This is a genomic window from Halorussus lipolyticus (assembly GCF_029338375.1).
In the GTDB taxonomy this organism is placed as follows: domain Archaea; phylum Halobacteriota; class Halobacteria; order Halobacteriales; family Haladaptataceae; genus Halorussus; species Halorussus lipolyticus.
The window spans coordinates 160,234-185,667 of sequence record NZ_CP119805.1; the positions used below are offsets into that span (position 1 = coordinate 160,234).

Genomic DNA, 25,434 nt, shown 5'->3' on the forward strand with positions numbered 1-25,434 from the left:
AAATATTTATAGGTGTAAAAGAAATAAAAGTATTTTTATAAGACATAAATAGAATTGTGGGCGCTCATGTGGATTTCGCTCGGGTGGTCTCGGAACCGACGAGTTCCCGATACGTTTCGAGCAAGTCGTCGGCGATGTCGTCCCAGTTCATCTCCCGGCGGGCGAACGCCTGCCCCTGTCTGCCGAGTCGTTCGGCGAGGCCACGGTCCGCGAGGAGGTCCCGACACCGGTCGGCGAGCGGTTCTGGTGATTCGGGCGGGACAAGATAGCCCGTCTCACCGTCGCTGACGACTTCCGGAAGCCCACCGACGTCGGTGACGACGACCGGTTTCTCGAACGAGTAGGCGATGGGCACGACGCCGGACTGGGTGGCGTCCCGGTAGGGAAGGACTACCGCACGGCATCGCCGGAACAACTCCGCGACGTCCTCGTTTGGCACGTAGCCGTGTCGGAGCGTGACGTTCGGGCGGTCGGCGACGCGCTCGGGGTCGAACTCGCCGCCGCCAGCGATGGTCAGTTCGTACTCGTTGGTGCCGTCTAACAGTCGTTCGGCGTCGAGGAGGGTGTCGAGGCCTTTGTAGGGTTTGAGACGGCCGAAGTAGAGCAGTTCCGGGTCGTAGCTGACAGGCCCGTCCGCGTACCGCCGGAAGAACGAGTAGTCTCCGTGTGGGATGGTGACGCATTTGTGGGCCTGTCCGTACTTCTCGGCGAACGATGCGGCGTTATGTTCGCCGTGGACCACCACCCGGTCGGCCGCCGAGACGGTCAGGCGCTTGAGGAGTTCCCAGTTCGGGTTGTACTCCCCGGAGTGGGCGTACACGTCGTGGAGCGTGTAGACGAACGGTTTCCGAGCCAGAAACGGCAGGAGGGCGTAGGTGTAGCTGTAGGCCGTCGTGAGATGAATCACGTCGAACTCGTCGGCGAGCGACCGATAGAGTCGTGCGAGCGAGCGCACCGCTCCCGGTCCGAGGTCCGACGGCGAAGCGGGAAAGGCTATCTCCTCGACGGCCACCGACTCGTCGAACAGCGACGTGTCCGCGCCGGCACCGACGATTTGGGTCACGTCGGTCTCGTCGCTCGCCAGCGCGTTCGCCATCTGCGAGGCGTAGTGGAGCATTCCCCCCTGATTGTCGTAGGTGACGATAGCGATGTCCATTGGACTGCTACCCTTACCGACGTTATCGAACACTTGAAGATAGTGGGCGGGGCAAACCATGAAGTAGCAGACCGAATTACAGCGGCTATGGAGACCGACGAGCCGGTTTCAGTGGTTATACCCTACGACCCGAACCACACGCCCGACGAGATGCTGGCGGCGGCAAAACGGTCGGTGGACGCCCAATCCGTCCCCACCGAGACAATCGTGGTCGAGGACAGCGAGCGCGGTCCCGCCGGAGCGCGAAACGTCGGCATCGAACGTGCCGAGACCCGATTTGTCGCCTTCCTCGACGCCGACGACCGGTGGTATCCCAACAAACTGGAGCGCCAACTGAGGCGACTCGAAGTCACCGGGACGGGCCTCTGCGTCGAGGGGCAGGTGTCGTCCGTGGACGATTTCGTCTTCGAGATACTGGTCGGGGACCTCAACGAGGTCACGTCGTCGGTGGTCGTCGATACGCGACTGGTCGATACCCGGTTCGAGGAGACGCTTCGGTCGTGGGAGGACCTGCTGTTCGTACTCGAAGCCGCCTCTGTGGCCGGCGTCTGTACCTGTCCCAACCTGTTCGAGAAACGCGACCACTCGACAAGTCTCACCGCAATCGGCCTGCCGACCGACGAACTCCGCGAGCAAGGCAAGCGATACGCCGCGCTGGCCGACGAGCGCGTCCCCGAGGCCCGGCCATACGTGCCCTCGTTCTACAACCAGCTATTCACGGACCTCGGCGTCAGAGAACACGAGGAGCGCAACTACGACCGAGCGGTCACGTACTTCGACAGGGCACTCCGGATACAGCCACACCCCTCGGCGTTCGTCCTCCTCGTGCGGAGTTTCGTCTACTCGCTGGCGTTCGGTTGAAACGCGGTTCGGTTCGCTCCCTCGAACAGGCGGTAGGGTCGCTGGCTGTTCAGTATCTCGAACCCGCCCGTCGCGTACACCTTGTCGTATCGGGCGGTCGACTCGGCGTAGCGCCTTTCAGAGACGAGGAAGTAGCCGAAACTCCCCTGCGTGAATCCCTCGCCCGTGGGCACCTGATTGTGTCGCCATCCCGACCGGGTCACGACGAGGCCCGGCGAGGCCCGGAGTCGGGTCGCCGTCGGTTCGAGACCGCTCAGTCCCGAGAGACCCTGCAACTGGAGCGCCAGACGAGTCGTCTTGTCCGTCGAAACCGCGCCGGACCGATGCGCCCGAAGGAACTCAGCGGTTTGCTTGAGCATCCGAAACTCCGACTCCTCGAAGGAAGTCTTGGCGGTCGGGTTGTTGACGGCGTTGAGTTCGGGCACGTCGTCGCCCGTCGCCGCGGTGAACGCGCCTGCCGTGCCGATGGCCGCGACAAGCACCAACAGCGCGAGTGCGAGGCGACCACCGCCCCCGAATCCCGACGTTCCGGACCCGGCGGTCCGAGTGACCGAGACGGTCCGGGCGATGCCGAGACCGATAGCGAAGATGACGACGAGCGTGACGGTGAATTCGAGGCGATACAGTCCGAGAAACCCGACCGGAAGCGGCAGGAGCAACACGCCGAGCGACGTTCCGGCGAGGACGAGCGGCGTCTCGCGGCCGGGGTTCCGAATCGTGGCGTAGCCACCGACGAGCAACAGTGCGGTGAAGGCGGTGAAGTAAATCGCGCCCGGCGTCTGGAACCACGCTATCGCCTGTCCAACGTCGTCTACCGGGAGCGTGATGCCGTAGGCGTAGGTGCTGGTGCCACCCTCGGAAGCGTAGAGGAGGACCGCGACGATGGCGTAGGTGACGGTTCTGAGGAAGGTACTCGCCGAGTACATCCAGTACGAAAAGAGCGCGACTAGCCACAGCACCACCGGGAAGGCCCACGAGTAGCGGACTCGCTTCGAAACTGGTCCCTTCGCCGGTCGTTCGAGCGCCGCCTTCGCCACGCCGAAGGCGAGGACCGTCCCGAAGGGAATCAACGCGAGGAAGAACATCAGGTGGTGGGTGAGCGGTATCACGGCGACCACGGCCACGACGACGACCGAGAGTCGTCGGGAGAGCGTGCGGTCCGTGGTATCCAGCAGTCGGACGGTGAGAGACAGGCCGACGAGGAGAAGCGCGAATCCGAACGCCCGCGGCGTGAAGTAGAACGCGGAGTAGGAGGGAAGGTCAACCGCGGTGAACGCCATCGCCGTGCCGAATCCGACGAGATTGCTCCTCGCCACGCGCTCGCCGACGAGGAAAGCGGCCGCTACCAGCGCGGTGAACAGCGAGATACCCGTGAAGACGAGCGCCTCGTAGGTCGGCAGTCCGGTCGCGGCCCGGACGGTAGCGACGACGAGGTGGTAGTTCGGATGAATCGAGTAGTAGATGGGGATGTCGGCGAACGACCCGCCGGAGACGAGCGCCCGGACCGCCCGAAGGTGGAAGAAAACGTCCGACGCGCCGAAGTACATCCCGGTCGAGAGGTACTTGGCCAGCAGTGGGACGGCGAAAAGCATGGCGAGTTGATAGCACGTGGTCGTGACCGGCGGACGCCGGCAGAGTTGGACGGCCACCAGCAGGTACCCCACCGGCAGGAAGACCAGAAGCGCGACGACGCGCTCGCCGGTCAGCGCGACGGTGCCAATCGCCAGTGACGCGAGTATCGTGAGGACCTTCGCGTAGGTGACGCCCGAGACGCGAGACGACTCGTCGCTGACGAGTCGTCGCTCCGTGACGCTCGTGACGACCCACGCGAGCATCGCCCCGACCACGCCGTACCCGGCGCGCACGACAGTCGAGGGCGGAACGAACGCCGAGAGCGTGAGCAAGACGGCGACGGCCGAAAAGAAACCGACCGCCGGGAGCCACTCGGCGAGTCGGTCGAAGTTCACCGCCGTTGCCTCCGCAGAGATTTCGATTGCTCGGCGTCGTCCTCCGAGACGAACACGTGGTCGGTGTAGCGTGCGAGCATCACGCCGTCCTCGAACTCGCCGGGCGTGGCGACCGATTCGCCGAGTGCGTCGCGGACGAGTAAGTCGAGTTCGTTCACGCCCGCCGCGACGGTCAGGCAGGCCGTCGAGGAGAACCGGGGATTGATTTCGATGGTCCGAGGCCGACCCTCGGCGTCGAGAATCTGCTGGACGTTGACGGGGCCGCCGGGCGAGAGGGCATCGTGGACGCGCCGGCACGACGAGATGACCCGTGGTTCGAACCGGCTTACTCCGCGGACGGTACATCCATCCTTCTCGATGGCTTCCTTGGGAACGACGCTCAGGAGTCGGTCGTCGCGGGTTGCCACGACGCTGGTGGTGTACTCGGTGCCGTCGAGGCGGTGCTGGACCACGAGTTCGTCGGTCAGGCGGTCGCTGGCCGTGAGGTAGTCGTCCAACTCGCTCGCGGAATCGACGCGCTCGACGCCGCGACTCCCGCGCCCTCGGCGGGGTTTGACCACGGCAGGAAACGGCGCGGACGAGAGGCCATCGAGTTCCGAAACGAGTTCCGTCTCGGGGGTCGCCAGCCCTTGGTCGGCCAGCCACTCCGCGAGGACGTACTTGTCAAGCGACCGGTCGATAGTCCGCTGGTCGGGAGCGACGACCGGCACGCCGTCGAGTTTCTGGCGGAGTCGGGCGAGTTCGGCTAGCTCCTCGTCCACGAGTACGATAACCGCGTCGGCGTCGAATCCAGCGACGGCTTCGGCCATCGCGTCGGGCCAGTCGGCGTCCTCGGCGGCCGGAACGGTCGTCCAGCGGTCCACCAGATACCGGCCGTCGGCGTCGGGGTCCATATCGACGCCGACCACCTCGTGGTCGCTGTGTCGCTGTAGCGACTGGACCGTCGCTGTTCCCCCGACGCCACCGACCCCCGTTACGAGTACCGTCGCCATTTGACAGCAGTTGTACGCCAGTTCGGTTGTTATAGCTTAGCTCCTGATTCTGGCCGTGGTCGGGTGAAATCAACTGCCGGAACGGTGGGCGGTCGGCGGCGACGAGCGAGGACCGACTTGGCTTCGCTGACACGACGGGGATGGGGTGTCCTCGCGGTGAAAGCAACTCACGTATTTATTTACCAATTAATATTAATGCTCATAGAGTGAGGTATAATTCTAGAATCGGGCGAACCACCGCAAATGTCCGGCCGAACGACAGAACGGTCGCCACACGACTGTACTCGTCGCTTTCCGACGAGACCCCGCTTTCCGACGGTATCAGCGAGTCCCGAATCGGCGAAACACCTGTACTCTTGCCGGTCGAACCACGGAGGTATGCTTCGCGCAGTGGGATTCGATTTGGACGGGACGCTGTTCGACGACCGCCAATACGTGGCCGCGGGCCTCGCGTCCGCCGCCGAGGCCCTCGCCGAGGCCGAACCCGTCTCGGAAGTCCACTCCGAGGAGGACCGCGCCCCCATCGAATTCGGCGACCCCGAGGAGGGAATCACCGACCCGGAAACCCTCGAAGCGGACCTCCGCGAGGCGTACTTCGGCCGAGGAGTGACCGAACGAACGTTCGACCACGTATTGGCCGAGCGCGACTTGCCGACGGCGCTGGTCCCCCGACTGGTCGAGGCCTACCACGACACCGACACCCCGCTCTACCCCTATCCCGACGCCCGCGAGACGCTGGCAACGCTGGGCGACGAGTACCGACTCGGCCTGCTGACCGGCGGGACCAACGGCCGGGACAAACTCGACCGACTGGGCCTGACTGACTACTTCGACGCCGTGCTGGTCGCACCCGAACTCGACCTGACCAAGCGCGAGGCCGACCCGTTCGAGCGACTCCTCGACCTCCTCGACGCCGACCCGTCCGAAGCGGCGTTCGTCGGCGACCGGCCCGAAATCGACTTCGCGCACCCCAACGACTTCGGGATGACGACGATTCGCGTCGAGCGCGGCCCGCATGCCGACGCCGAACCGACAGACCGGACGACGCCGGACGAGACTGTCGGGCGACTCGCCGACCTGCCGGCGTTGCTCGCCGACCTCGATTGACGCTCGTGACGGCCACTCAGTCGGCTTGCACCGCCATCCCGTCGGCGATGACTTTGTAGAGGACCGCGAACAGACCGACGAGGACGACGGCGACGCTGGCGATGAAAGCGGCCCAGACGCTTATCGTGGCGCTCGGAGATGTCGATTCGAAAAGCGACTGGCTCAGGAAGTAGCCACCGAGGAACAGTCCGCCGCCAGCCAGAAACACCGCGGCGACGTAGACCGCCACACCCATTCCGTATCTCGCCACGTCCCGCGCACTCGTGACTGCCATCGAGGCAATCTCTGGCGTCCAGTCTTATAGCTATGCGGTGCTTGAAGGCTGAACTATCGCCCGTACTTTTCATATCCCGTTCCTTCGGACACCCCATGGACCGCCGGGCGTTTTTGTTAGGAGGAGTCGCCGCTCTCTCCGGAGGAGTCACCGCACTGTCCGGGAATCGGGACGGGGGCGATTCAGGTCGCGCTGACGCCTCGCAGATAGATTTGGAAGCAGAGACGAGTCCGATTCGGGAGGGACCGAGCGTCGGACTGGAGGAGGTCGTTTCGGGGTTCCGCGAACCGGTCGCGTTCGCGGCGACGCCCGACTGGGGGTTCGTCGCCGACAAGTTCGGCACCGTGTTCCGGTACGACCGGAGCGCCGACGACCCGAAGCCAGAATCGTTTCTGGACCTGCGCGACCGGATGGCCGAACTCACCGGGTGGGAGATGGGCCTGCTGGGTCTCGAACTCCACCCCGACTTTCGGACCAACGGCCGGTTTTTCGTCCGGTACAGCGCGCCGCCGACCGACGAGGTGCCGCCGAACTACAGCCACACGTTCGTCCTCTCGGAGTTTCGGGCCGAAGGCGGAACCGCCAACCCCGACGCCGAGCGTCGCCTGCTGGAGATTCCAGAGCCGCAGAACGCCCACAATTCTGGCGAAATCACCTTCGGGCCGGACGGCTATCTCTACGTCGGTGTCGGCGACGGCGGCGGCGTCGGTGACAGCGATGCGGGTCACGCGGACGACTGGTATCCCGTGAACCGGGGCGGGAACGGACAGGACATCGAGCAGAACTTGCTGGGGAGCATCCTGCGCATCGACGTGGACGACCAAGCCGAGGACAAGCCCTACGCGGTGCCCGACGACAACCCGCTGGTGGGGACAGACGGCCGCGACGAGCAGTGGGCGTGGGGCTTTCGCAACCCCTTCCGGTTCGGGTTCAGCGAGGGTGACCTCTACGTCGGCGACGTGGGCCAAGAGAACTTCGAGGAGGTGAGCCTCGTCCGGAAGGGCGGTAACTACGGGTGGAACGTCAAGGAGGGAACGAGCTGTTACAGCCGCGTCGTGCCCGACAAGATGCCCGAACCGGTTTCGTTCGTCGAGTTGCTGTTTCCCGGCCCGCTTCCCATCTGCCCGGAGGGGTCCGTGCGGGGCAACCCGCTTGTGGACCCAATCGTCTCGTACCCGCAGGAGCGAAACGGCGACCAGTTCGGAACCTCGGTCATCGGTGGCTACGTCTGCCAGAATCCGGACATCCCGGAACTCCAAGGCCAGTACCTCTTTGGCGATTTCTTCGCGCAAGGGACCGGACAGCTATTCGCCACGACGACCGCCGACTCCGGCGACGGCCTGCGCCCGGTAAAACGCCTCTCGATTGCCGGGACCCCCGACGGCGAACTCGGCGAGGCCCTGCTGTCCTACGGCCGGGACTCCTCGGGTGACCTCTACGTCCTCACGACGCTGTTCGGCGAGGGGACCGGGACAGTCTACCGCCTGACACCACCCTGACACCGCCCTGACGGTCGGGGCGAAACGGCGTGCCGTCAAGCCAGTATCTCCCGAACTCGCGTGAAGAACTCCCGCCGAAAGGGGTCGAACGTCAGGAGGAGTCCGGCGTACAGCACTGCCCCGAGCGCGACGGTCCCGGCCAGTTTCGGGAAGGTGTCGATTTTGAACTGCGTCCGGAGCGACCACAGGACGCCAGTCATGCCCAGCGACGCGAGGACGTACCGACCGATGGCCGGGTAGGGAACGTCTACCTCGGTCAGTTGGACGAGGTAGCGACCGAGGAGGACGGCGTTAATCGCGGCCGACCCGGCAGTAGCGATGGCGGCCCCGACGAAGCCAATCGCTTGGATGAGGACGACGTTCGACACGATGTTCACCGTGACGGTGACGAGAACGACGCGAGCGCCGAGGTCCGGGCGGTCGAACCCGAGCAGGAGGCGGTCGAACACCACGTCTACGGCCCGGAACAGCTTTCCGGCCAACAGCACGACCAGAACCAGCCACGCGAACTCGTAGTTCTTCCCGAACGTCAGTCCCATGATTGGCTTTGCGAGCAGGACTCCGCCGAAGAAGGCCGGAACCACGGGGAGAAGCGAGTAGGTCAGCGCCCGCGAGACCAGTGCTTTCACGTTCTCGCGTTCGCCGGTACTCACCCATTCACTGACCTGCGGGAACACCGTGGTCGCAATCGCCTTGCTGAACATGAGCGTGAACACCGTAATCCGCCACGCGATTTCGTACGCGCCGACGAATCGGTGACTCACGAACAACCCGAGGATGAGTACGTCGAACCAGTGATAGGTGTGACCGCCGATAGCCCAGACGACGTTGTACTTGCCGTAGTCGAGGAGCGACCGGAAGTGGCGTTTCTGGGGAATCGCTATCGTCGTCGAACATCGCACGACCCCGCCGAGTAACTTCACCGCGTAGCCAGCGATGAGACCGTAGACGAGACCGTAGATGCCGAATCCGCTCCGAACCAGCGCGACCCCGACGACAGCGTAGGCCATCCCTTGGCCGAAGTTGAGGATTGCGGTCTGGCCGACTCGGAGTTCGCCCCGGAGGGTGTGGACCGACAGGGACGCGAGGTCTTGGGCCAGAATCGCAATCACGAGCAGGACCACCAGTTCGGCCCCGAGATAATCGTTGATGGGTCCGGAGAAAACCGCAAGTAGCGACGCGATAACGACGAAGAACGACGCTTTGAGGGCGAGCGCCGCCCCGACCATCTGTCCGGGGTCGTCGCCTTCGCTGATGCGTTTCTCGACTGCACCGGAGAGGCCGAAGTCGGCGACGATGGCCAACGTCGCGTTCGTGGCCTCGAACAGGAAGAACGTCCCCATCACGGCCGGGGAGAGTTCCCGAGCGAAGTAGATGATGGCGAGAAACCCCAGCAGGGCGTTGCTGGTCCTCGCCACGAACAACTTTACACTCGTTCCGGTCAGGTTCATATCAGGCCAGCGGTTCGATACCAGCGACAGGTATCTGCGACTGCTCGCTTCCACGACCGCTGTTCGACCGGGGCGGTGTACGCCATCTCGTCGGGAACGGTACCGTAATCTGCACGTTCTAGAAGCGGACGACTGTCCACGGGGATGACGTTCTTCTCGTGGAGCAAGTCGAGGACGGGACCGATGCTGTACTTCGTCAGCGTTCGGGGAACGTCTACGACCCGACAGTCGCTATCGGTCGCCGCGGCAATCGTCCGGAGGAGTTCCGGGGCCTCGACGTTCGCGCCGGCGACCAACTGGTGTTGCTTCGCCGACCCGTCGAGTGCGCTCCGTATCGAATCAACGACGTCGCCGACGTGGACGATGTTGTACTCGTCGTGGGTGTAGAGCGGCGGGGCCAGAACCGCGTTCGAGACGACCGGCCGGACGTGTTCGTACCGAGTGAGTCGAAAGTCCATCGGCCCCCAGATGTACGTCGGGTAGAGGACGGTGGACGCGAAATCGGCGTCCTCGATTCGGGTCGTCGCTTCGGCCTTCGTCCGCTCGTAGGCCGAGTCGAGGTCTCCGGACAGATCCGGATGTACCGTCAGGGTACTCGTGAAGACGACACGCCCGACGCCGTGTTCGCCGGCCTTCCGTATCACGTTCTCGGTCCCCTCGACGTTCACCGCGTCCATGTCGGACGAGTCGTACACCGCGCCAGCGAGGTGGACCACCGAATCGGCCTCGGCCATCGGGTCGTCCAGCGACGCCGGGTTCGTGATGTCGCCGCGGGCGACAGCGATGTCGGAGGGCAGTCGCTCGACTGGTGACGACTGGCGGACGAGACCCGTGACCTCCTCGCCGTCGTCGGCAAGCGCGGCGCACAGATTCAGTCCGACGAAACCGGTCGCGCCTGTGACGAGGACACTCATGCTATCGCTCCTCGCCTGTAGCGTGGGCCAGTTCCGGCGCGTGTTTGGCCTCGCCGTCTGCCATCTCGTGACACGCTTCTATTATCTCTGTGATGGCGACACCCTGCTCAACCGGTGTCCTCGGTGGTCGGCCGTCCCGAACTCGGTCCACGAAATCGTGGATGCGAGTCTCATGGGCATCGTCTTCCACGGCGGGAAAGATTTCGACGAGGCGAAGGTCGAGGAGCGGCGGTCGGCCGCGGTGGAACTTGACGCGCCGACCGTTAATCTGGCCCGTAAGTTCGTCGGGGTCAACCGAGAGCCACCCCTGCGTGCCGACCAGTACCGTCCGCGAGAGAAATCCGGCGTTCGATTGGGTCCATCCGACCGAAGCGGTCATCGTTGCGCCGTCGAAGTCGAGTTGGACCGTCGCGGCGTCCGCTACGTCGTCTTGGGAGAGATAGCGCATCCGACAGTTTCGGAGTTCGGGTCGCTCGCCGAAAACCGCCGTCCCGAAGTCGATTACGTGTGGGAGCAAATCACGGACGACACCCCCGGCGTCCGGCCGGAAGTACCACTGCTTGTTCGGTGGGGGCGCGTGGTGGGTCGTGTTGGCCTCCACGAGTCGGCCGAGGAGACCCGAGTCCACCATTTTGGCGGCGCGTTGGTAGTTCGCGTAGTACCGGTGGAGATAGCCGACCTGCGTCTTCACCCCCGCTTCGTCGGCCGCCCGAGCCATCTCCCGTGCCGCTTCGGGACTCGTCGCTAGCGGCTTCTCACAGAAGACGTGACAGTCGTTCCGGACCGCGTGGAGGAAGGGACCGCGATGGGCGTTGGGCGGCGTGCAGATGCTCACCAAGTCCGGCGACTCGTTCGCCAACAACGTCTCGGCGTCCGAATACGTCGCCGGTATCCCGTGTTCGTCCGCGACGTGTTCGCGGCGCTCCTCGTCCAAGTCGGCGACTGCCGCGATTCGCGTCTCCGGATGTGCCTCGAACGCCGGGATGTGATACCCCGTTGCGACCGCTCCCCCACCGATTATCCCCACGGTTAGTCCCATCTGGAGGTCAAACGGTGCTACGAATCTTAAAACTACCCGCCCGTTCGCGCTACCGAGGACCCTCCAAAAGACCTTAGCCATCGTAACTAAATCTGGACTTCAGCGAGAGATAATTGTTTTATGTCGAGTGTAATCCGAGGATACCATCTCGAAATAGCTTTTATCGAAATAGAATCAAAGTCAGCCGGCCGCCATCGAAAGGTTCTTAATATGCAAGAGTAGCATTGAAATCGCATGGTACGCGATGGACGCCCGAAAGGAGGACGACGCCTCGAAGACGGGCAGTATATTAGGCCGGTTACCGGACGAGCGAGCTCGCAGTTCTCGACGTATTTCGCGGAATCAGTTCCTAACTACCAAGTATTCGAAGCCGGAGGAGAGTGTTAAAATGACGAAGAATCACGATTTCACGACGCCCAAGAAGGGTGTGCAGGACTGGCACGTTCCTATCAACGAGAATTTCCAGAAGCTAGATACCGACGTGGAGATTCGGGACAGCGATTCGAACCGAGGGAACTACCAACCGCGGGACGGGGCGAAGTTCCTTGCGACCGACACCGGTCGCGTCTACCTCGGAAACGGGTCGAAGTGGAATCTGCTCGGCACTATCGGGTCGGACAGCGGTGGCAGTTCCAGTGGGTCCGCCAGCGCCGAGCGACTGGCGGGCAGGGTCGTCCCGATGGCGTCCGGCCTGACCCCCGGCGACGCCATCGACCCCGGTAGCACCGATACGCCGATTCAGGACGCTATCAATCTGGTCGATAGCGCCGGGGGCGGCACAGTCCTGCTCCCACCGACCACGGTCCAGTCGCCCGGCAACATCCGGATGAAGTCGAGCGTCAACCTTCGAGGGACCAGCATCTTCTCGTCGGCCATCCACATCGGCGACAACAGCGCCGACGGTATCGTCTTCGACGCTAACGCCAACGGCGGCAACAAGGTCGAACACATGAACCTCGGCGGGTTCCGTCTCTCCGGTCCGGGTCTCTCGTCGAGGACGGGCATCGCAATCCACCACGTGCAGGGCGACACCCATCAAGTCCACATGGACCGCATCGCGTTCACCGGGTGGGCCAACTCCATCTATAAGGTCGACCGGAACAACAGCACCGGCCCCTTCGAGTGTCGCCACGACAACTTCATCGTCTACATGTGCGACGCGGGCCACCTCGGAAGCGACTCCTCGGAGGCACTCATCGACTGGCAGGCGTGGTACGGTCCCGCCAACACGTGGGGCACGATGGCCGTCTACCCGACGTCTCGATTCAGCGGGTCGAACTCCAACATCGCCTGCTTCAAGGGCGGCACCCACCACATTGACCACTTCAACATCGGCGGGTCGGCCGGCCGCGTCCTCCGCCAGACGTGGGACGCGCAGGTCAACTGCGACTACATCAACTACGAGGCCATCGAACAGGTTTCGGCCCCCAGCCACATCGTCCTCGCCGAAGGCGACCAAGCCTGTATCGTGGACAAGGTTCGCGTCAAGAACGCCGCGACCGAGTACGTCTACGAGGTCGGCTACGAGAGCATGCAGGGCACCCCGCCGTGCCGCAAGCGCATCGGCATCGCCGACAACCGCGGTGAGATTCGGGCCAACGTTCTCAACCTGACCGCACCCGCCGACTCGTCCCGACCATCATTCTACTACGGGTCACCGGACAACGTAGACGTGAACCACTCCAAGCGTTCCACGGGCGGACTGCGGGCGCTGGGCGACGCCGGTACTCCGATGGGATAGTTCGACTCCCGAACTCCACCGAACAGTCGTTTTCTTTTTCGAAACGGTCTCACTCTCGATATATCACGTCGATTTCCTCGGCCACCGCGTCCCACATGAAACCGTGCAGAACCTCGTCGCGGGCGTTCCGGGCGATTTCCCGCCGGAGGTCGTCCCGAATGAGGAGCCTGTCGATGTACGACTCGAAGTCCGCGACCGAACCCGGAGACGCTACGAGCGCGTTCTCGCCGTGGACGAGCGGCTGGCCGCTCTGATGGCCCGTCGTCCCGATGATGGCCCGGCCGCAACTCATGGCCTCCAGCGTGACCATCGAACACCCCTCCTCGTAGGACGGAAAGGCACAGACGTCGGCCGCGTTGTAGTACAGCGGGAGTCGCTCGCGCTCGACCCGGCCGACCCACTCGATGGCGTCCTCGATGCCGTGGTCCGCGGCGATGGCAGTCAATCGTTCGTACTCGTCGGAGTCTTTGCCGCCGTAGACGAGAGAGAGTCGCGCGTTGGGATGGGCGTCACGTACCGCCGCGAAACTCTTTAGCAGGGTCCGAACGCCCTTCACACGTTCCAGACGGCCGACGAACAGCACCATCTTTTCGTCCTGCGGGAGACCAAGCGCCCGCCGGGCCACGCTCTGTTCCATCGGCGTGAATAGTCTGCTGTCCACGCCGTTCGGGACGTAGGAGACTTTCTCGTCCGACATCCCGTATCGAGTCAACTTCTCTAGCTCGTCGCTGTTGACCGAGATAACGTGGTCGGCGATTCGGAGGACCGACCGGGACAGGAATCGATACCAGAGTCGCGTCCGGAGTTCCGACGTGTCGTAGCCGATGGAGTGGTTGTGGAACACGACCTTTTTGTCCGTGACCAACGAGGGCAACAGGGTCAGTACGTTGAGTTGATGGTAGCCGTGGATGTGAAGCACGTCGGCGTCGTGATTGCGGAGGTATCGAACCGACTCGACCGAGATTTCCTTGCCGAACTCGTTCCCGCCGTCCACGACGAGCGGCGTGATTCGGTAGCCGTCCCCCGTCGGCGGGTCCTCCAGTCGGGAGAAGTAGGCTAACTCCACCTCGTGGCCTCGCTCCGCGAGAGATGTGCAGTACCGGTCGTAGTACTCCGCCGTCTCGAAGAAGGTCGCTTCTGACTCGTATCCGGCGACTCGTGGCGTGTGTGGTAGCAGATGCAGTACGTTCATACCCTTCTCCGATACGAATCGGACGCCGGAGGACTCCCCGCCGAGTCCGGATTCCTATCCAGCAGTTGGTCGATTGCAACGTCAATAAAGCTACGGGCGAGTTCGTGTTTCGAGAGAACAATTCGCCAGTCGATTGTAGCTGGGGCTCGTTCGCGGACCAGCGCGGCTATCGGTTTTTCTCGGGTATCGGCCGGTCGGTGAGAATAGCCGACAGGTTGAAGCGATGAAACGCCGAACTGTCCCCGATGGAGACATCCGTCAAAAGACCGCCGATAACCCCGTATTTCGAAGGGAAAGGCCCGCCAGTTATTTTCTGGCGTAACCGACTCGGTTCGATGCTCAAACGACGCCGAACGAGCGGAGGCCGCCGATGACGCCGAAACTGAGCAAGCGCGAGTATCTCGCTGGAGTACTGGCACTCGTACAAGGGAGTCCGCACCCGCTCGACAGCGAGGCCGACTCGCGGAGCGATTCGACCGGGAGTATCGGCGAGATATACGCCGAACCGGACGCACAGCGACTCCGGGAGAAGCATCCTCGGCCGGGCGACTTCGACGTCGGTCTGACCGACCGCGACGGTATCTTGCTAGGTGCGAACGGCGAGTGGACCGGCGTCAGCGACGGCGACGTGAAATCACTCACCGAGAGCGACGTCGTGAATTCGGCCCTCCACGCGCCGTACACGGCCCAGAGCGACAACCTCGTCGTACCCGTCGCGTCTGGCCTCTCCCCGTCGGACGCCATCGACCCGACCAAATCGAAGCGTCCGGTCCAGCAGGCGATGAACATGGTACACGAGCAGGGCGGTGGCCGCGTCATGCTCCCGCCGACCAAAATACGCGAGAAGGGACCGATTTACGCGAAGTCAGGGTGCGGAATCATCGGACTGGGTGCGGAAACGTCCAAAATCAGAATCACGAACACCGAAACCGACGGCGTGGTCTTCGACGCCGAGCGGAACGGCAGTGACCACGTTCGGCAGTTCGAGATGGACGGATTCGCACTCAACGGTCCCGCCGGCAAGAAGAGTACCGGCGTCGCAATCCACCACGTGAACGGCGATACCGAGCGACTCACCGTCGGCCACCTCGTCCTCTGGGGGTGGAACAACTCGGTGTACCGCGTCGAGCGCAACGTCGGGCCGTTCGAAACCTTCCACCAGATGCTCACCGTCTACGGAAGCGACGCCGGGAACCACGGTGCGCTGTTCGAGTTCAACTCCTATTACGGTCCGGCCCAGTACTTCGCAACCATCGCGGCCTATCCCAAGGCGAGTACCAGCGGCCGAAACTCGACGGTTATCCGAACGCGGGGCGGGACGCAGGTGTTCGAGAACCTGAACCTCGGCGGGTCAAGCGGGCAGATTCTCCGGCAGGAGCGCGACGGCAAACCCATCATCAACACCTGCAACTGGGAACCGACCAGACTGGTCGCCACGCCGCCGGCCCTCATGCGACTCGAAGGGGAGATGCCGGTCTCGATTGGACAGGTCCGGCAAGTCGATACCGAAACCTCGTTCAACACGCCGGAGTACGTCTACGAAGTCGCCTACGACGTCTGGAACGGCCACAGACCGGGCAGAAAGATGATGGGACCGTACCTCGGCCAAGAACCGCCGAACGAGAACATCGTCAAACTGACGAGTCCGAATCAACCGCTGAAACCCTCCTTCTACTGGGGACCAGCCAAGGACATCGACGTGGTGCATTCAGGGACGAACACCAGCGGTCTCCGGGCGCTCGGAAGCGCCGGAACCGGAGTCGGATAGTTCGACCGACGAGGCCACCAACGCTTTCCCCTCGCGCGACCAATCTGGCCCCATGGAACTCGGACCCGACGAAGAAGGACAACCCATCGAGGTATCGGTCGAGGACGAACCGCCGGGGATGGAGCGCGTGCGAGTCGTCGCCGACCTCCTCGACGAGGCGATAGAGATTCCGGGCATCAACTACAAAATCGGGCTGGACCCAATCCTCGGTATTCTGCCCGTGGGCGGTGACGCCGTTTCGGCGGCCATCTCGCTCTACATCGTCGCCGAGGGGGCACGGATGGGGGCCTCTCGGGACACCGTGCTGAAGATGCTGTTCAACATCGGCGTGGACACGGTTATCGGTTCGATTCCGGTCCTCGGGACCCTCATCGACGCGGTTTGGAAGGCCAACGAGCGCAACGTCGCCCTGCTGGAAGACGAGTTCAGCGACTCGGTATAGGGACCGAAGCGGTGCGCTAAGTACCCCAAACATAGATATTCATTTTTCTAAGAAATAATTTTATGTCCCTAAAACAATAGAATGTTTCTATAGAACCGCACGTAGCCGACACCGAACGCTGGCACCGACGCTCGACCGTGACCGTGACTCCGACCGCCGTCCAGCGGCGCGAGTTTTCCGCCGCCTAAGCCTGTTATTCTACCAATAACAAAACTCGAACGCACCGATTCGAGGAGCCGTCAGCTATGGATTTCCCCGCTTCGAAGGTAGACTTCTCCGTCAGCGCCCGGCGGCGAAGACTGCTCCGCGTCGGGACGGCCGCAGTCGCCTCGGGCCTCTGGTCTTCCCTCCGCGAATCGCCACTCGGGTCGGCCGCCGCGGACGACGACTCGACCGCTGGAACCGACTCCTCGTCGGCAGACTGGCCGCTACCGGGCCTCGACGCCCGGAACACCAACTATCAGGCCGGGTCTGCCGGACCGAGCGACCGCCTCCGAATCGACTGGCGGTCCGAGGACGACGATTTCAGCGCGGGGGTGTCGATGGCGGGCGGCGTCGTCTACGCGAGCGGCACGAACTCGCCGGGCGACCAGAACGGCCAAGCCCTGCGAGCAATCGACGTGTCCGCGAACGAACGTCGGTGGGAGACGGCGATTCCGGAGTACCGCCTCTGGCAACCGGCCGTGGAGGACGGCATCGTCGTCGTCGGGAACCACTACGGCAAGTTGTACGGCGTCGATGCGGCCACGGGGCGAATCGAGTGGCGCTACGGTCCGGGAAAGCGGGGGTTCCACCCGGTCGCGCTGGTCGATGGCGTCGTCTACGGCACCCACACCTCCCGCGACGGAGAGGGGATTTTCGCGGTCGATGCCCAAACCGGAACCGAGCGGTGGTGGCGCGAGTTCGCCCCCATCGTGTCGTCCTGCGCCGTCGCCGACGGCGTGGTCTACGCCGGCGGCTATCGAGTGGACGCCGAGGAGTCCACGGCAGACGACGAGTCCTCGGCCGGCGTGGTCGCGTTCGACGCGAGCGACGGGCGTCGTCGCTGGTCGTACACTCCGGCGGACCGCCGCCTCGCAGTGACAACCGGGTCGCCGACGGTCACCGACGGGCGGGTACACTTCGGAGCGATAACTGCGGACCCGAAGCGATGGCTCGTCGGGGCTATCGACGCCGAGACCGGGCGAGGACGGTGGCAGAGGGTCTTCGACCACGAGGTCGATGGCAGACTCGCGGTCGCCGACGGGACGCTGTACGCGCCGGTCGAAGGCGGGATACGCGCCTTCGACGCCGAGACGGGGGCCGACGAGTGGTCCCACCGGCGTCCGAACTACCGGTATCCGGGGTTCGCTCGACAGTCGGCCAGTTCGCCCGCCGTGACCGACGAGGCGGTCTACTTCACCGCCGGGGATAGGGCCGTCCACGTCCTCGACCCGGAGACGGGAACCCACCGCTGTCAGTACAACTTCGGCCAGCGAGGACGCCCCAGAAACTGCGTCGTCGCGGACGGAACGCTCTACCTCTGGGTCGAGGGGCGACTCTACGCTCTGGGCGATGGCGGTCAGAACAGTCGAGACGGTCAGAACAGTCGAGACGGTCAGAGCAGTCGGGGCGGCCAGAGCAGTCGGGGAGGGGTGACCGCCGGATTCCGGATGCGCCGGATGGACCGGCGCGACGACGGTCCGCCCCACACCTTCCGGGTCGGCAGAGAAATCGGGTTCTTCGCGGAGCGGTCGGTCGGCCCCGTCGGCGAGTACGAGTGGGACCTGACCGGCGACGGCACCACCGACGCGACAGGAATGGGCGCGACGGCGGCCTACGAGACGCCCGGCGAGAAGTCGGTCACGCTCCGGGTTCACAGCGACGGCGGTCGGACCGACACCCGGACGAAATCGTTCACGGTGACGCGATAACCGCGGGGGTCGCTACGCCCCGTTCTCCTCGCGCACCCAGCAGTAGCCGTACCGCCCTAACTCGAACCGCCAGCTATCGTCGTCGGTCTCCTCGAACGTCGCGTCCCCGAACAGTCGCACCGGGTCGTCCAGTTCGAGGGTGGCCTCGGCGGGGTCGTCGCCGAGGTTGTGGACCGCGACGACAGTCCCGTGGTCGCTCGCCATCCGGTGGGCGAAGACCGCATGGTCGTCAACATCGAGGACCTCGCAGTCGCCGTGGCCGATTTCGGGACACTCGCCCCGGAGGCGGTTCAACCGCGAGAACCACTGGAGGAGCGAGTCGGGGTCGCCGCGCTGGTCGGCGACGTTGACCGACTCGTAACCGTACTCGCCACCGGAGACCATCGGGCGCACCAAGTCCTCGGGGTCGGCCGTCGAGAACCCGCCGTTCTTCTCGTCGGACCACTGCATCGGCGTCCGGACCGCCTCTCTGCCGGGTAACTCGAGGTCGTCGCCCATCCCGATTTCGTCGCCGTAGACGAACAGGGGCGTGCCGGGGAGCGAAAACAGCAGGCTGTAAGCCATCCGGATGCGGTCGGAGTCGCCTCCCAGCATCGGTGGGAGTCGGCGGCGGATGCCCCGGCCGTAGATTCGCATGGTCTCGTCTGGCGCGAACCGCTCGAAGACGTTCTGCTGGTCGTCTTGCGGGAGTCGGCCCACGTTGAGTTCGTCGTAGTTCCGGAGGAAGTTGGCCCACTGGCCGCCCTCGGGAATCTCGGGCAGGATGTCCAGCACCTCCCGGATGGGGTCGGCGTCCTCCTCGGCGAGGCCCAACACGAGGTAGGCGTCCAGCAGGAAGTTCAAGAGGACGTTCATCTCGTCGCCCTCGCGGGCGGATACCTCCGTCCCGTCGGCATCCCTTCCGCCGACGCTTCCCCCGAAGTAGTCGCCGAGGCGTTCGGGCGCGTCGTCGGCCTCGGCGAACAGGATGGCGTCGTCTCCCCGGCGCTCGACGAAGTGGCGCATGTCCCGGAGGACGCCGTGAGGGTCGTCGAGTTTCGTGGACTCTAGTCCGCCCTTGTGATCTATCATCAGGGTCGCGGCGTCCACCCGGAAGCCCGAGACGCCGAGTTCGAGCCAGAAGCCCATGATTTTGCGAATCTCCTCGCGGACCGCCGGGTTGGCCAGATTCAGGTCGGGTTGGTAGTGGTAAAACCGGTGGTAGTAGAACGCCTCGGCTTTCTCGTCGTAACTCCACACCGTGTCCTCCTCGCCGGGGAACACCGGGCCGCGGGACGGGTCTGGCTCCTCGGGCAGGTCCTCGCGCCAGACGTAGTAGTCGCGGTAGGGCGATTCCGGGTCGCTTCTGGCGGACTGAAACCACGGATGCTGGTCGGAGGTGTGGTTTGCCACGAGGTCGATAATGACCCGAATACCGCGCCGGTCGGCCTCGCGGACGAACTCCACGAAGTCGCCCAGCGTTCCGTGGCGGTCGTCAACCCCGTAATAATCGGTCACGTCGTAGCCGTTGTCCCGGTTAGGCGACGGGTAGAACGGGAGGAGCCAGATGCAGTCGATACCTAAACTTTCGAGGTAGTCGAGTCGTCCACTCAACCCCTCGAAATCGCCCACGCCGTCGCCGTTCGCGTCGGCGAAGGCCTCTACGTCGATGGCGTAAAACGTCGCGTTTTCGTACCAGCGGTCTTTCGTTCCCATTTCACACCCCTCTGGTCACTCGTGGGTACGTAGCGGGAAAACTGACACGGCGAAACGGTCCAGTGAAGGGACGTTGCCGGTCGAACGCGAGTTCAAGTCGGCAGACGTGAAATCAGCCACACGAGACAGAGAGAGAACGCTATCGGGGGCTGACAACCGGACGCAATGAAATTCTCCGCTACTAGTATCGAATGGCGATTATCGAGGAGATAATTTTACCGGGAAGTGAGAAAGACTTCCGAAGAACATCGCAATCGTTCCGTGAGATGGTGGGACGTTCAGGACGGTCTACCTTTTTAAAGAACCCGTCTATCGAAAGCCCGGATATGAGTTTCGAGCCGAAGCGCGAAATCGTCGAGGCCGACCCGGTGACCGGAACGTACCGTGCGACCTACGGCTACCCGTCGGAACCACCGAGCGTGGCCGTGCCGCTCGCGCTCGTGGAGGTCATCGGCGGCGTCGTGACCGACCTCGACCCGCTGTACGAGGCCGCGAGCATCGACCCGGACGCGCTGGACGAGTTGTTCCGACCGATGACGGAGAAAGCCGAGGAGTGCTGTGTGACCTTCGACTATCACGACCACGAGGTCACGGTCAAGAGCCACGGACGCATCGTCATTCGGGAGTCGGTGCGGTGAGCGACTTCGGCGTCGGAACCGCGGCGTCGAGAGGCCCGCCGGGCGACGACGGCAGGAGAGTGGAGAATCGGAACGGCGCAGTCGGGAGACGCTACGTGTCGGTTTCCTCGGCGTAGTCGATACAGCGCGCGCAGGGTTCGAGACCCTGTTGCTCGGCCTCGGCCTTCGGCAGTATTTCGTGGGCTTGGCCCGCGAACAGCGTATCTTTCTGAACGGTACCGCAGACGCTCGCGGTCGCATCCTCGTTCAACAGGTGGTAGTATCCCCCGTCGCCGGACGCGGCCTCTAAGGCGGTTATCACGTCCATGGTGATGCCCCAGCAAAAATATGTAATGAACGTACATTGCTATTCGGGATGTTGTAAGCGACCGGAACAATGCTGGCAGAGAATAGGACGACCCCACAATTATTTTTGTACTTTTAGGAATGAATAATCAATTTTTAAGCCAACAGTATACGTCTCAAACACTCTGGCCGTTTTGCGACGAGCATCCCTGTAGACGAACGCGAGTGTGTCTCACGGCGAGCGACAATCAACGCGAAATTCAGCGTCCGGTTGATTTAACCACGCTGTCTGCTGTACGGCCTGAAACGATAAGTGCGTTCGCGTCTTCTACACGTCCGTTCTGGTGGGGGACTTGATGGACGCGAGTACACGAACAGCGACGGAGGAATCGGGACGGAGAGAGGCAGTCGTAGAGTGTTCGAGAGTCACGCGGACCTACGAACGCGGCGGTGACGGCGGATGGCTGTCGTTCGGCGACGACGGCAGAGACGACCTGCCGACCGTCACGGCGCTCGACGAGGTGTCGCTGACCATCGAGCGCGGCGAGTTCGTCGGCCTGTCCGGCCCGAGCGGAAGCGGCAAGTCCACACTCATTCACCTGCTCGCGGGCCTCGACACGCCGACCGACGGGACGGTCACGCTCGCGGGCGAGGAGGTCTCTGGCCTCTCCAAGCAGGCACTCACCCGCCTGCGGTTGGAGCAGGTCGGCATCGTCTTCCAGCGGTTCCACCTCCTGCCGTCGCTCTCGGCGCGGGCCAACGTCGCCCTGCCGCTGGTCGAGCGCGGCATGGGCAAGCAAGAGCGCAGGGAGGAGGCAGGGGACCTCCTCGAACGAGTCGGACTCGGCGACCGACAGACTCACCGACCGGGCGAGATGTCCGGCGGCGAGCAACAGCGCGTGGCGGTCGCTCGGGCCTTGGCGGGCGACCCCCTCGTGGTGTTCGCCGACGAACCGACCGGCGAACTCGACACCGACACGGGCGCGACGATTCTGGACCTCCTCGGGGACCTCGCCGAGGACCGCGCGGTGGTGCTGGCGTCCCACGACGAGCAGGCGCTCGACCGGACCGACCGGGTTATTCGCCTGCGAGACGGGCAGGTGAAGTCGTCGTGAATGTGAGTCGGGTCCTCGTGAACGAGGAGAGTCGGGTCCCCGCCAAGGAGGGAACGCGGTGTCGAACCTGACCCGATGGCTCGGTCTCGTCGGGGTCGCACTCCGGCGAACTGCGACCAAGGCGACCCGGACCGCGCCGCGCCAGACCGCGGTGAGCGTCCTCGGAGTGGCCGTCGCCGTCGCGCTGATGCTGGTCGTGACCGCGACCGGACTCGGCCTCGTGCAGGGCACAACCGTCCGAGGAGACGCCGTGGACTACTGGGTCGTCCCCCAGTCGGGTGGCGCGTCCACCATGGTCGTCTCCACCGGGTCGGCCCAACTCGGCGACGTTCACGCCAAAAGCGCGAACCTGACCGCCGACCGGCGCATCGAGTACGCCAGCCCGGTCCAAATCGAGGTCCTGAAAGTCGGCACCGGCCAGAAAAGCGAGTACCTCCTCGGCGTCGGCGTCGTCCCGGACCCGCGACTCGACAGGGTGGCCGGGCTTCCGACAGCGCCGCTGACCGCGGGCGACCCCTATTTCGCTAACGGTAGCTACGACGGGACGTGGACCGGCGAGGCCGTCCTCTCGGAGGGCGCGGCCGAGAGTCTGGGCGTCGGACCCAACGCCACGCTCACGATGAAGGGCGCGCTTTCGGGGTCGGGGAAGGGCGACCTGCGAGTCACCGCGGTCGAACCCGCCAGCGTCGAGTCCGGCCTCTCGGGGATGCCCGTGATGGTGGTCCACCTGAGCGAACTGCAAGCCATCTCGGGGGCGCAGTCGGCCGACCAAGCCGACCAGATTCTGGTCCAGTCGAACGCCGGCGGTCTGGAGTCCGAACTCGAAAACAAATTCACCGGGGCGAGCGCGGTGACTCGCTCCGGGTTCACGGCCCAGAACTCGGTGGACTCGGACCTCCCGCTGGCGATGGGACTGGCGGCCCTCCTCATCGCCATCGTGGTCGGCGCGCTGTTCGTCGCCACCACGCAGGGGTTGCAGGTCGAAGCCGACAGCGAGCAGTTGGCCACCCTGACCGCAATCGGATTCTCCCGGCGAGCGAGAGCAGTTCTCCTCGTCGTCCAAGCCCTCGCGCTCACTCTCGTCGGCGGCGCGCTCGGCATCGTGCTGGCCTACGGCACGACGATTGTCACGAACTACGCCGCCACGCGGGCCATCGCGCCGGTTCCCATCGCCAACTTCCACCCCCTGCTGGTGGTCTACGGGTTGGGCGTCTCGGCGTTCATCGGGCTACTGGTCGTGCCCTACCTGCTGGCGATGGAGCGCCGTACCGAGGGCGTCGCGGAGGTGATTCGATGAGCAGACTTCTCCGAAGTCGCCTCATCGCGGCGGCCCGGAACCGGGCCGCCGAGGAGGTGAACCGATGAGCCGACTTCGGGTCGCGCTGTCCGTGGCGGGCGCGCAACTCCGCCACGACCGCGCCCGGACCGTCCTCGCGGTGGTCGGCATCGCGGTGGCGGTCCTCTCGACCACCCTGCTGGCCAGTCTCGGCTACGGGGTTTTCGAGACCGGCCAGCAGAAGTTCGACGCCTCGGGCCGGGACCTCTGGGTCACGGGCGGGTCGCTCTCGCAGGGTCCCGGCGGGTTCGGCACCTCTATCCTCGGCGCGCACAACGTCTCGGCCGACATCGAATCGCGCGAGGAGGTCAAAGCCGCGGTGCCACTCGCGTTCAGGGCCGTCTACGTCGGAAATGGCTCCGGCGGGATGCAGACGCTGGTCGGAGTCGGCGTCCCCGGCGGCGGCCCGTTCGTCAGCATCACGGAGGGTCCCGGCTTCGAGCAACCCGACGTTCACTACGCCAACGGCACCTACGAGGGGCCGATGACCAACACGGTCATCATCGACTCCCGGACTGCCGAGATGTACGACGTGGGCGTCGGCGACACGCTCCACGTCGGCGGGTCGGTCGAGAGCGCCAGAGAACACGAGTTCACGGTCGTCGGCATCTCCCCGACGTTCTCCAGCTTTCTGGGCGCACCGACCGTGACGACCCACCTGAGCGAACTACAGGAGGTCACGGGCACCACCGGGACCGACAAGGCCACGTTCATCACGGTGTCGCTGAACGACGGCGTGGACAAGTCCGCGATGGAGCAGGAACTACAGCGGGCCTACCCCGACTACAACGTCCGGACGAATCAGGAGCAGATGCGCTCGATTCTCCAGCACAACGCGGTCGTCATCGCGGTCGGCGGCGCGCTGGTGGTCCTCGCGGTGGTCGCGGGGTTCGCGCTCACGCTCAACGTCCTCTCCATCGTCGTCTTCCAGCAGAAGGAGGAACTCGCGGCGCTGACCGCGCTCGGGGTCTCGTCGAAGACGCTCGTCGGGATGGTGGCCGCGCAGGGGGTCTTGTTGGGCGCAGTCGGAGGACTCCTCGGCGTCGCGGTCACGCCGCCGTTCGTGGTCGGCCTGAACTGGGTCGCCGCCGAAATCGTCGGCTTCGAGGGACTGGTGCAGGCACCGGGGTCGGTCCTCGTCCTCGGCGGCGCAATCGCGCTGGTCATCGGGACGCTGGCGGCCGCAGTCGCCGGGTGGCGGACCCTCCGGACGGTCGGCATCGACGCGCTCTCTCGGTGACACTTCTCCTTCTGGTGAGACTCATTCTCCGGTGCCAATTTTCTCAGTGATGCAACTTTCCCGTTGCCTCTGCGAGAGTGAAGCGAGCGAGATAGCAATATTTAGATATGTTTAATGTGCCTCAATACAGTCTTACCAAACAAGGAGATGTCTTTATAGGAAGTTCGACGTAGCGCAGTCGTCACCGGGGCGCGTCTACTCCTGACGTGGGTGAGCGCTACTCTCGACCCGGAGAGCGACCACTGCGTCTCGCTACTGCGGACCTCCGCTCAGAGCGTAATCGTCTCGGACCGCTTGACCACCCTGTCGTCCGCGTCCGTGGCGCGGAGGGTCACGTCGAGGAGCGTCCCGACCGGGAACTGGAAAAGTTCCCACCCGGAGGCCGACGCGCCGGTCACGTCCTCGACCGAGAAGTTCACGTCGGCGGACCCGTCGCTAACGACGACCTCTACCACGTCGAGGTCCCCGTCGGCGTCGGCGACGGCCCACCGGACGGAGAACATTCGGCTATCGCCCAGTTGCTCGCTCTTGGAGACGGAGAACCGCTCGACGGTCGGCGCTGACCCCGCGGTTCTACCACCGTAAGCTACCTGTCCGTAGCCACCTTCGCCGAACCCGCTGGCGGGGTCTGCCGCCGTACCAGTTCCGGACCCGACAGCGACCGCCGCGGCGGCACTGCCCGCCATCTTCAGGTAGGACCGCCGGTCGAGTAGTGATGCCTCTTGCCGGTCTGCTTGCGTCTGCTCGCGTGCCATGCGTACTCAGAATCCTTCGACCACTGAGTATGAAGCTTTCGGTCTATATTTAAA

At 64.2% G+C, this 25,434-nt stretch carries 22 protein-coding genes; 11 read left to right on the forward strand and 11 right to left on the reverse strand.

Features of this window, described 5'->3' with window-relative positions; all coding sequences use genetic code 11:
• Positions 1-64 precede the first annotated feature (64 nt).
• Positions 65-1,156: a glycosyltransferase family 4 protein gene (locus P2T57_RS17805; RefSeq protein ID WP_276302476.1), complete on the reverse strand. Its 1,092-nt coding sequence runs from the start codon at positions 1,154-1,156 to the stop codon at positions 65-67.
• Between the two features lie 87 nt (positions 1,157-1,243).
• On the opposite strand from P2T57_RS17805, the gene P2T57_RS17810 reads away from it, so the two are divergent.
• Positions 1,244-2,017, forward strand: a complete 774-nt coding sequence (locus tag P2T57_RS17810; RefSeq protein ID WP_276302477.1) for a glycosyltransferase family A protein — start codon at positions 1,244-1,246, stop codon at positions 2,015-2,017.
• Here the strand turns inward: P2T57_RS17810 and P2T57_RS17815 are convergent.
• Both P2T57_RS17815 and P2T57_RS17820 read right to left on the reverse strand, forming a co-directional pair.
• Positions 1,996-3,984 carry a hypothetical protein gene (locus P2T57_RS17815; protein WP_276302478.1) on the reverse strand — a complete coding sequence of 663 codons (1,989 nt, stop codon included), beginning with the start codon at positions 3,982-3,984 and terminating at the stop codon, positions 1,996-1,998. The genes P2T57_RS17810 and P2T57_RS17815 overlap by 22 nt on opposite strands.
• Positions 3,981-4,976 (reverse strand): ATP-grasp domain-containing protein, encoded by a 996-nt coding sequence (locus P2T57_RS17820; protein ID WP_276302479.1) that lies wholly within the window; start codon positions 4,974-4,976, stop codon positions 3,981-3,983. Before P2T57_RS17820 ends, P2T57_RS17815 begins: the two co-directional genes overlap by 4 nt.
• 378 nt (positions 4,977-5,354) lie before the next feature.
• Here P2T57_RS17820 and P2T57_RS17825 point away from each other — a divergent pair, with 378 nt between their 5' ends.
• The gene (locus tag P2T57_RS17825) at positions 5,355-6,083 is read left to right on the forward strand and encodes an HAD family hydrolase (RefSeq protein ID WP_276302480.1); all 729 of its coding nucleotides are present in this window, start codon (positions 5,355-5,357) and stop codon (positions 6,081-6,083) included.
• A gap of 16 nt (positions 6,084-6,099) precedes the next feature.
• Here the strand turns inward: P2T57_RS17825 and P2T57_RS17830 are convergent, their stop codons facing one another.
• On the reverse strand, positions 6,100-6,357 hold the full coding sequence (locus P2T57_RS17830; protein ID WP_276302481.1) for a hypothetical protein: 258 nt from the start codon (positions 6,355-6,357) through the stop codon (positions 6,100-6,102).
• Positions 6,358-6,452: 95 nt separating this feature from the next.
• Here P2T57_RS17830 and P2T57_RS17835 point away from each other — a divergent pair, with 95 nt between their 5' ends.
• Complete coding sequence (locus P2T57_RS17835) at positions 6,453-7,856, forward strand: PQQ-dependent sugar dehydrogenase (protein ID WP_276302482.1); 1,404 nt, start codon at positions 6,453-6,455, stop codon at positions 7,854-7,856.
• A gap of 35 nt (positions 7,857-7,891) precedes the next feature.
• Here the strand turns inward: P2T57_RS17835 and P2T57_RS17840 are convergent, their stop codons facing one another.
• From P2T57_RS17840 to P2T57_RS17850, 3 genes are read right to left on the reverse strand one after another with little or no spacing between them, the layout of a single operon-like run.
• Positions 7,892-9,307: an oligosaccharide flippase family protein gene (locus P2T57_RS17840; protein WP_276302483.1), complete on the reverse strand. Its 1,416-nt coding sequence runs from the start codon at positions 9,305-9,307 to the stop codon at positions 7,892-7,894.
• On the reverse strand, positions 9,304-10,221 hold the full coding sequence (locus P2T57_RS17845; RefSeq protein ID WP_276302484.1) for an NAD-dependent epimerase/dehydratase family protein: 918 nt from the start codon (positions 10,219-10,221) through the stop codon (positions 9,304-9,306). Before P2T57_RS17845 ends, P2T57_RS17840 begins: the two co-directional genes overlap by 4 nt.
• Before the next feature lies 1 nt (position 10,222).
• Entirely contained in the window at positions 10,223-11,260 is a 1,038-nt protein-coding gene (locus tag P2T57_RS17850; protein ID WP_276302485.1) for a Gfo/Idh/MocA family protein, read from the reverse strand.
• Positions 11,261-11,648: 388 nt separating this feature from the next.
• Here P2T57_RS17850 and P2T57_RS17855 point away from each other — a divergent pair, with 388 nt between their 5' ends.
• Positions 11,649-13,001 carry a hypothetical protein gene (locus tag P2T57_RS17855; RefSeq protein WP_276302486.1) on the forward strand — a complete coding sequence of 451 codons (1,353 nt, stop codon included), beginning with the start codon at positions 11,649-11,651 and terminating at the stop codon, positions 12,999-13,001.
• A 49-nt stretch (positions 13,002-13,050) separates the two neighbouring features.
• Here P2T57_RS17855 and P2T57_RS17860 read toward each other — a convergent pair whose 3' ends face one another.
• Entirely contained in the window at positions 13,051-14,193 is a 1,143-nt protein-coding gene (locus tag P2T57_RS17860; RefSeq protein ID WP_276302487.1) for a glycosyltransferase family 4 protein, read from the reverse strand.
• 370 nt (positions 14,194-14,563) lie between these two features.
• Here P2T57_RS17860 and P2T57_RS17865 point away from each other — a divergent pair, with 370 nt between their 5' ends.
• The 3 genes from P2T57_RS17865 (at position 14,564) to P2T57_RS17875 (ending at position 18,316) form a co-directional block, all read left to right on the forward strand.
• Positions 14,564-15,961, forward strand: a complete 1,398-nt coding sequence (locus tag P2T57_RS17865) for a hypothetical protein (protein ID WP_276302488.1) — start codon at positions 14,564-14,566, stop codon at positions 15,959-15,961.
• A gap of 52 nt (positions 15,962-16,013) precedes the next feature.
• The gene (locus tag P2T57_RS17870; protein ID WP_276302489.1) at positions 16,014-16,403 is read left to right on the forward strand and encodes a DUF4112 domain-containing protein; all 390 of its coding nucleotides are present in this window, start codon (positions 16,014-16,016) and stop codon (positions 16,401-16,403) included.
• Between the two features lie 245 nt (positions 16,404-16,648).
• Entirely contained in the window at positions 16,649-18,316 is a 1,668-nt protein-coding gene (locus P2T57_RS17875; protein ID WP_276302490.1) for an outer membrane protein assembly factor BamB family protein, read from the forward strand.
• Between the two features lie 12 nt (positions 18,317-18,328).
• Here P2T57_RS17875 and P2T57_RS17880 read toward each other — a convergent pair whose 3' ends face one another.
• The gene (locus P2T57_RS17880; RefSeq protein ID WP_276302491.1) at positions 18,329-20,011 is read right to left on the reverse strand and encodes an alpha-amylase family protein; all 1,683 of its coding nucleotides are present in this window, start codon (positions 20,009-20,011) and stop codon (positions 18,329-18,331) included.
• A gap of 326 nt (positions 20,012-20,337) precedes the next feature.
• Between P2T57_RS17880 and P2T57_RS17885 the strand changes: the two genes are divergently transcribed.
• The gene (locus P2T57_RS17885; protein ID WP_276302492.1) at positions 20,338-20,649 is read left to right on the forward strand and encodes a HalOD1 output domain-containing protein; all 312 of its coding nucleotides are present in this window, start codon (positions 20,338-20,340) and stop codon (positions 20,647-20,649) included.
• Positions 20,650-20,740: 91 nt separating this feature from the next.
• Here P2T57_RS17885 and P2T57_RS17890 read toward each other — a convergent pair whose 3' ends face one another.
• Complete coding sequence (locus P2T57_RS17890) at positions 20,741-20,956, reverse strand: hypothetical protein (RefSeq protein ID WP_276302493.1); 216 nt, start codon at positions 20,954-20,956, stop codon at positions 20,741-20,743.
• Positions 20,957-21,290: 334 nt separating this feature from the next.
• Between P2T57_RS17890 and P2T57_RS17895 the strand changes: the two genes are divergently transcribed.
• The 3 genes from P2T57_RS17895 (at position 21,291) to P2T57_RS17905 (ending at position 24,625) form a co-directional block, all read left to right on the forward strand.
• Positions 21,291-22,049 (forward strand): ABC transporter ATP-binding protein, encoded by a 759-nt coding sequence (locus P2T57_RS17895; protein ID WP_276302494.1) that lies wholly within the window; start codon positions 21,291-21,293, stop codon positions 22,047-22,049.
• A gap of 58 nt (positions 22,050-22,107) precedes the next feature.
• A complete protein-coding gene (locus tag P2T57_RS17900; RefSeq protein ID WP_276302495.1) occupies positions 22,108-23,346 on the forward strand; it encodes an ABC transporter permease in 1,239 nt (412 codons plus the stop codon).
• 64 nt (positions 23,347-23,410) lie between these two features.
• Positions 23,411-24,625, forward strand: coding sequence for an ABC transporter permease (locus P2T57_RS17905; protein ID WP_276302496.1), 1,215 nt, complete (start codon positions 23,411-23,413; stop codon positions 24,623-24,625).
• A gap of 269 nt (positions 24,626-24,894) precedes the next feature.
• On the opposite strand, the gene P2T57_RS17910 is transcribed toward P2T57_RS17905, so the two are convergent.
• Positions 24,895-25,380, reverse strand: coding sequence for a hypothetical protein (locus P2T57_RS17910; RefSeq protein WP_276302497.1), 486 nt, complete (start codon positions 25,378-25,380; stop codon positions 24,895-24,897).
• Positions 25,381-25,434 lie beyond the last annotated feature (54 nt).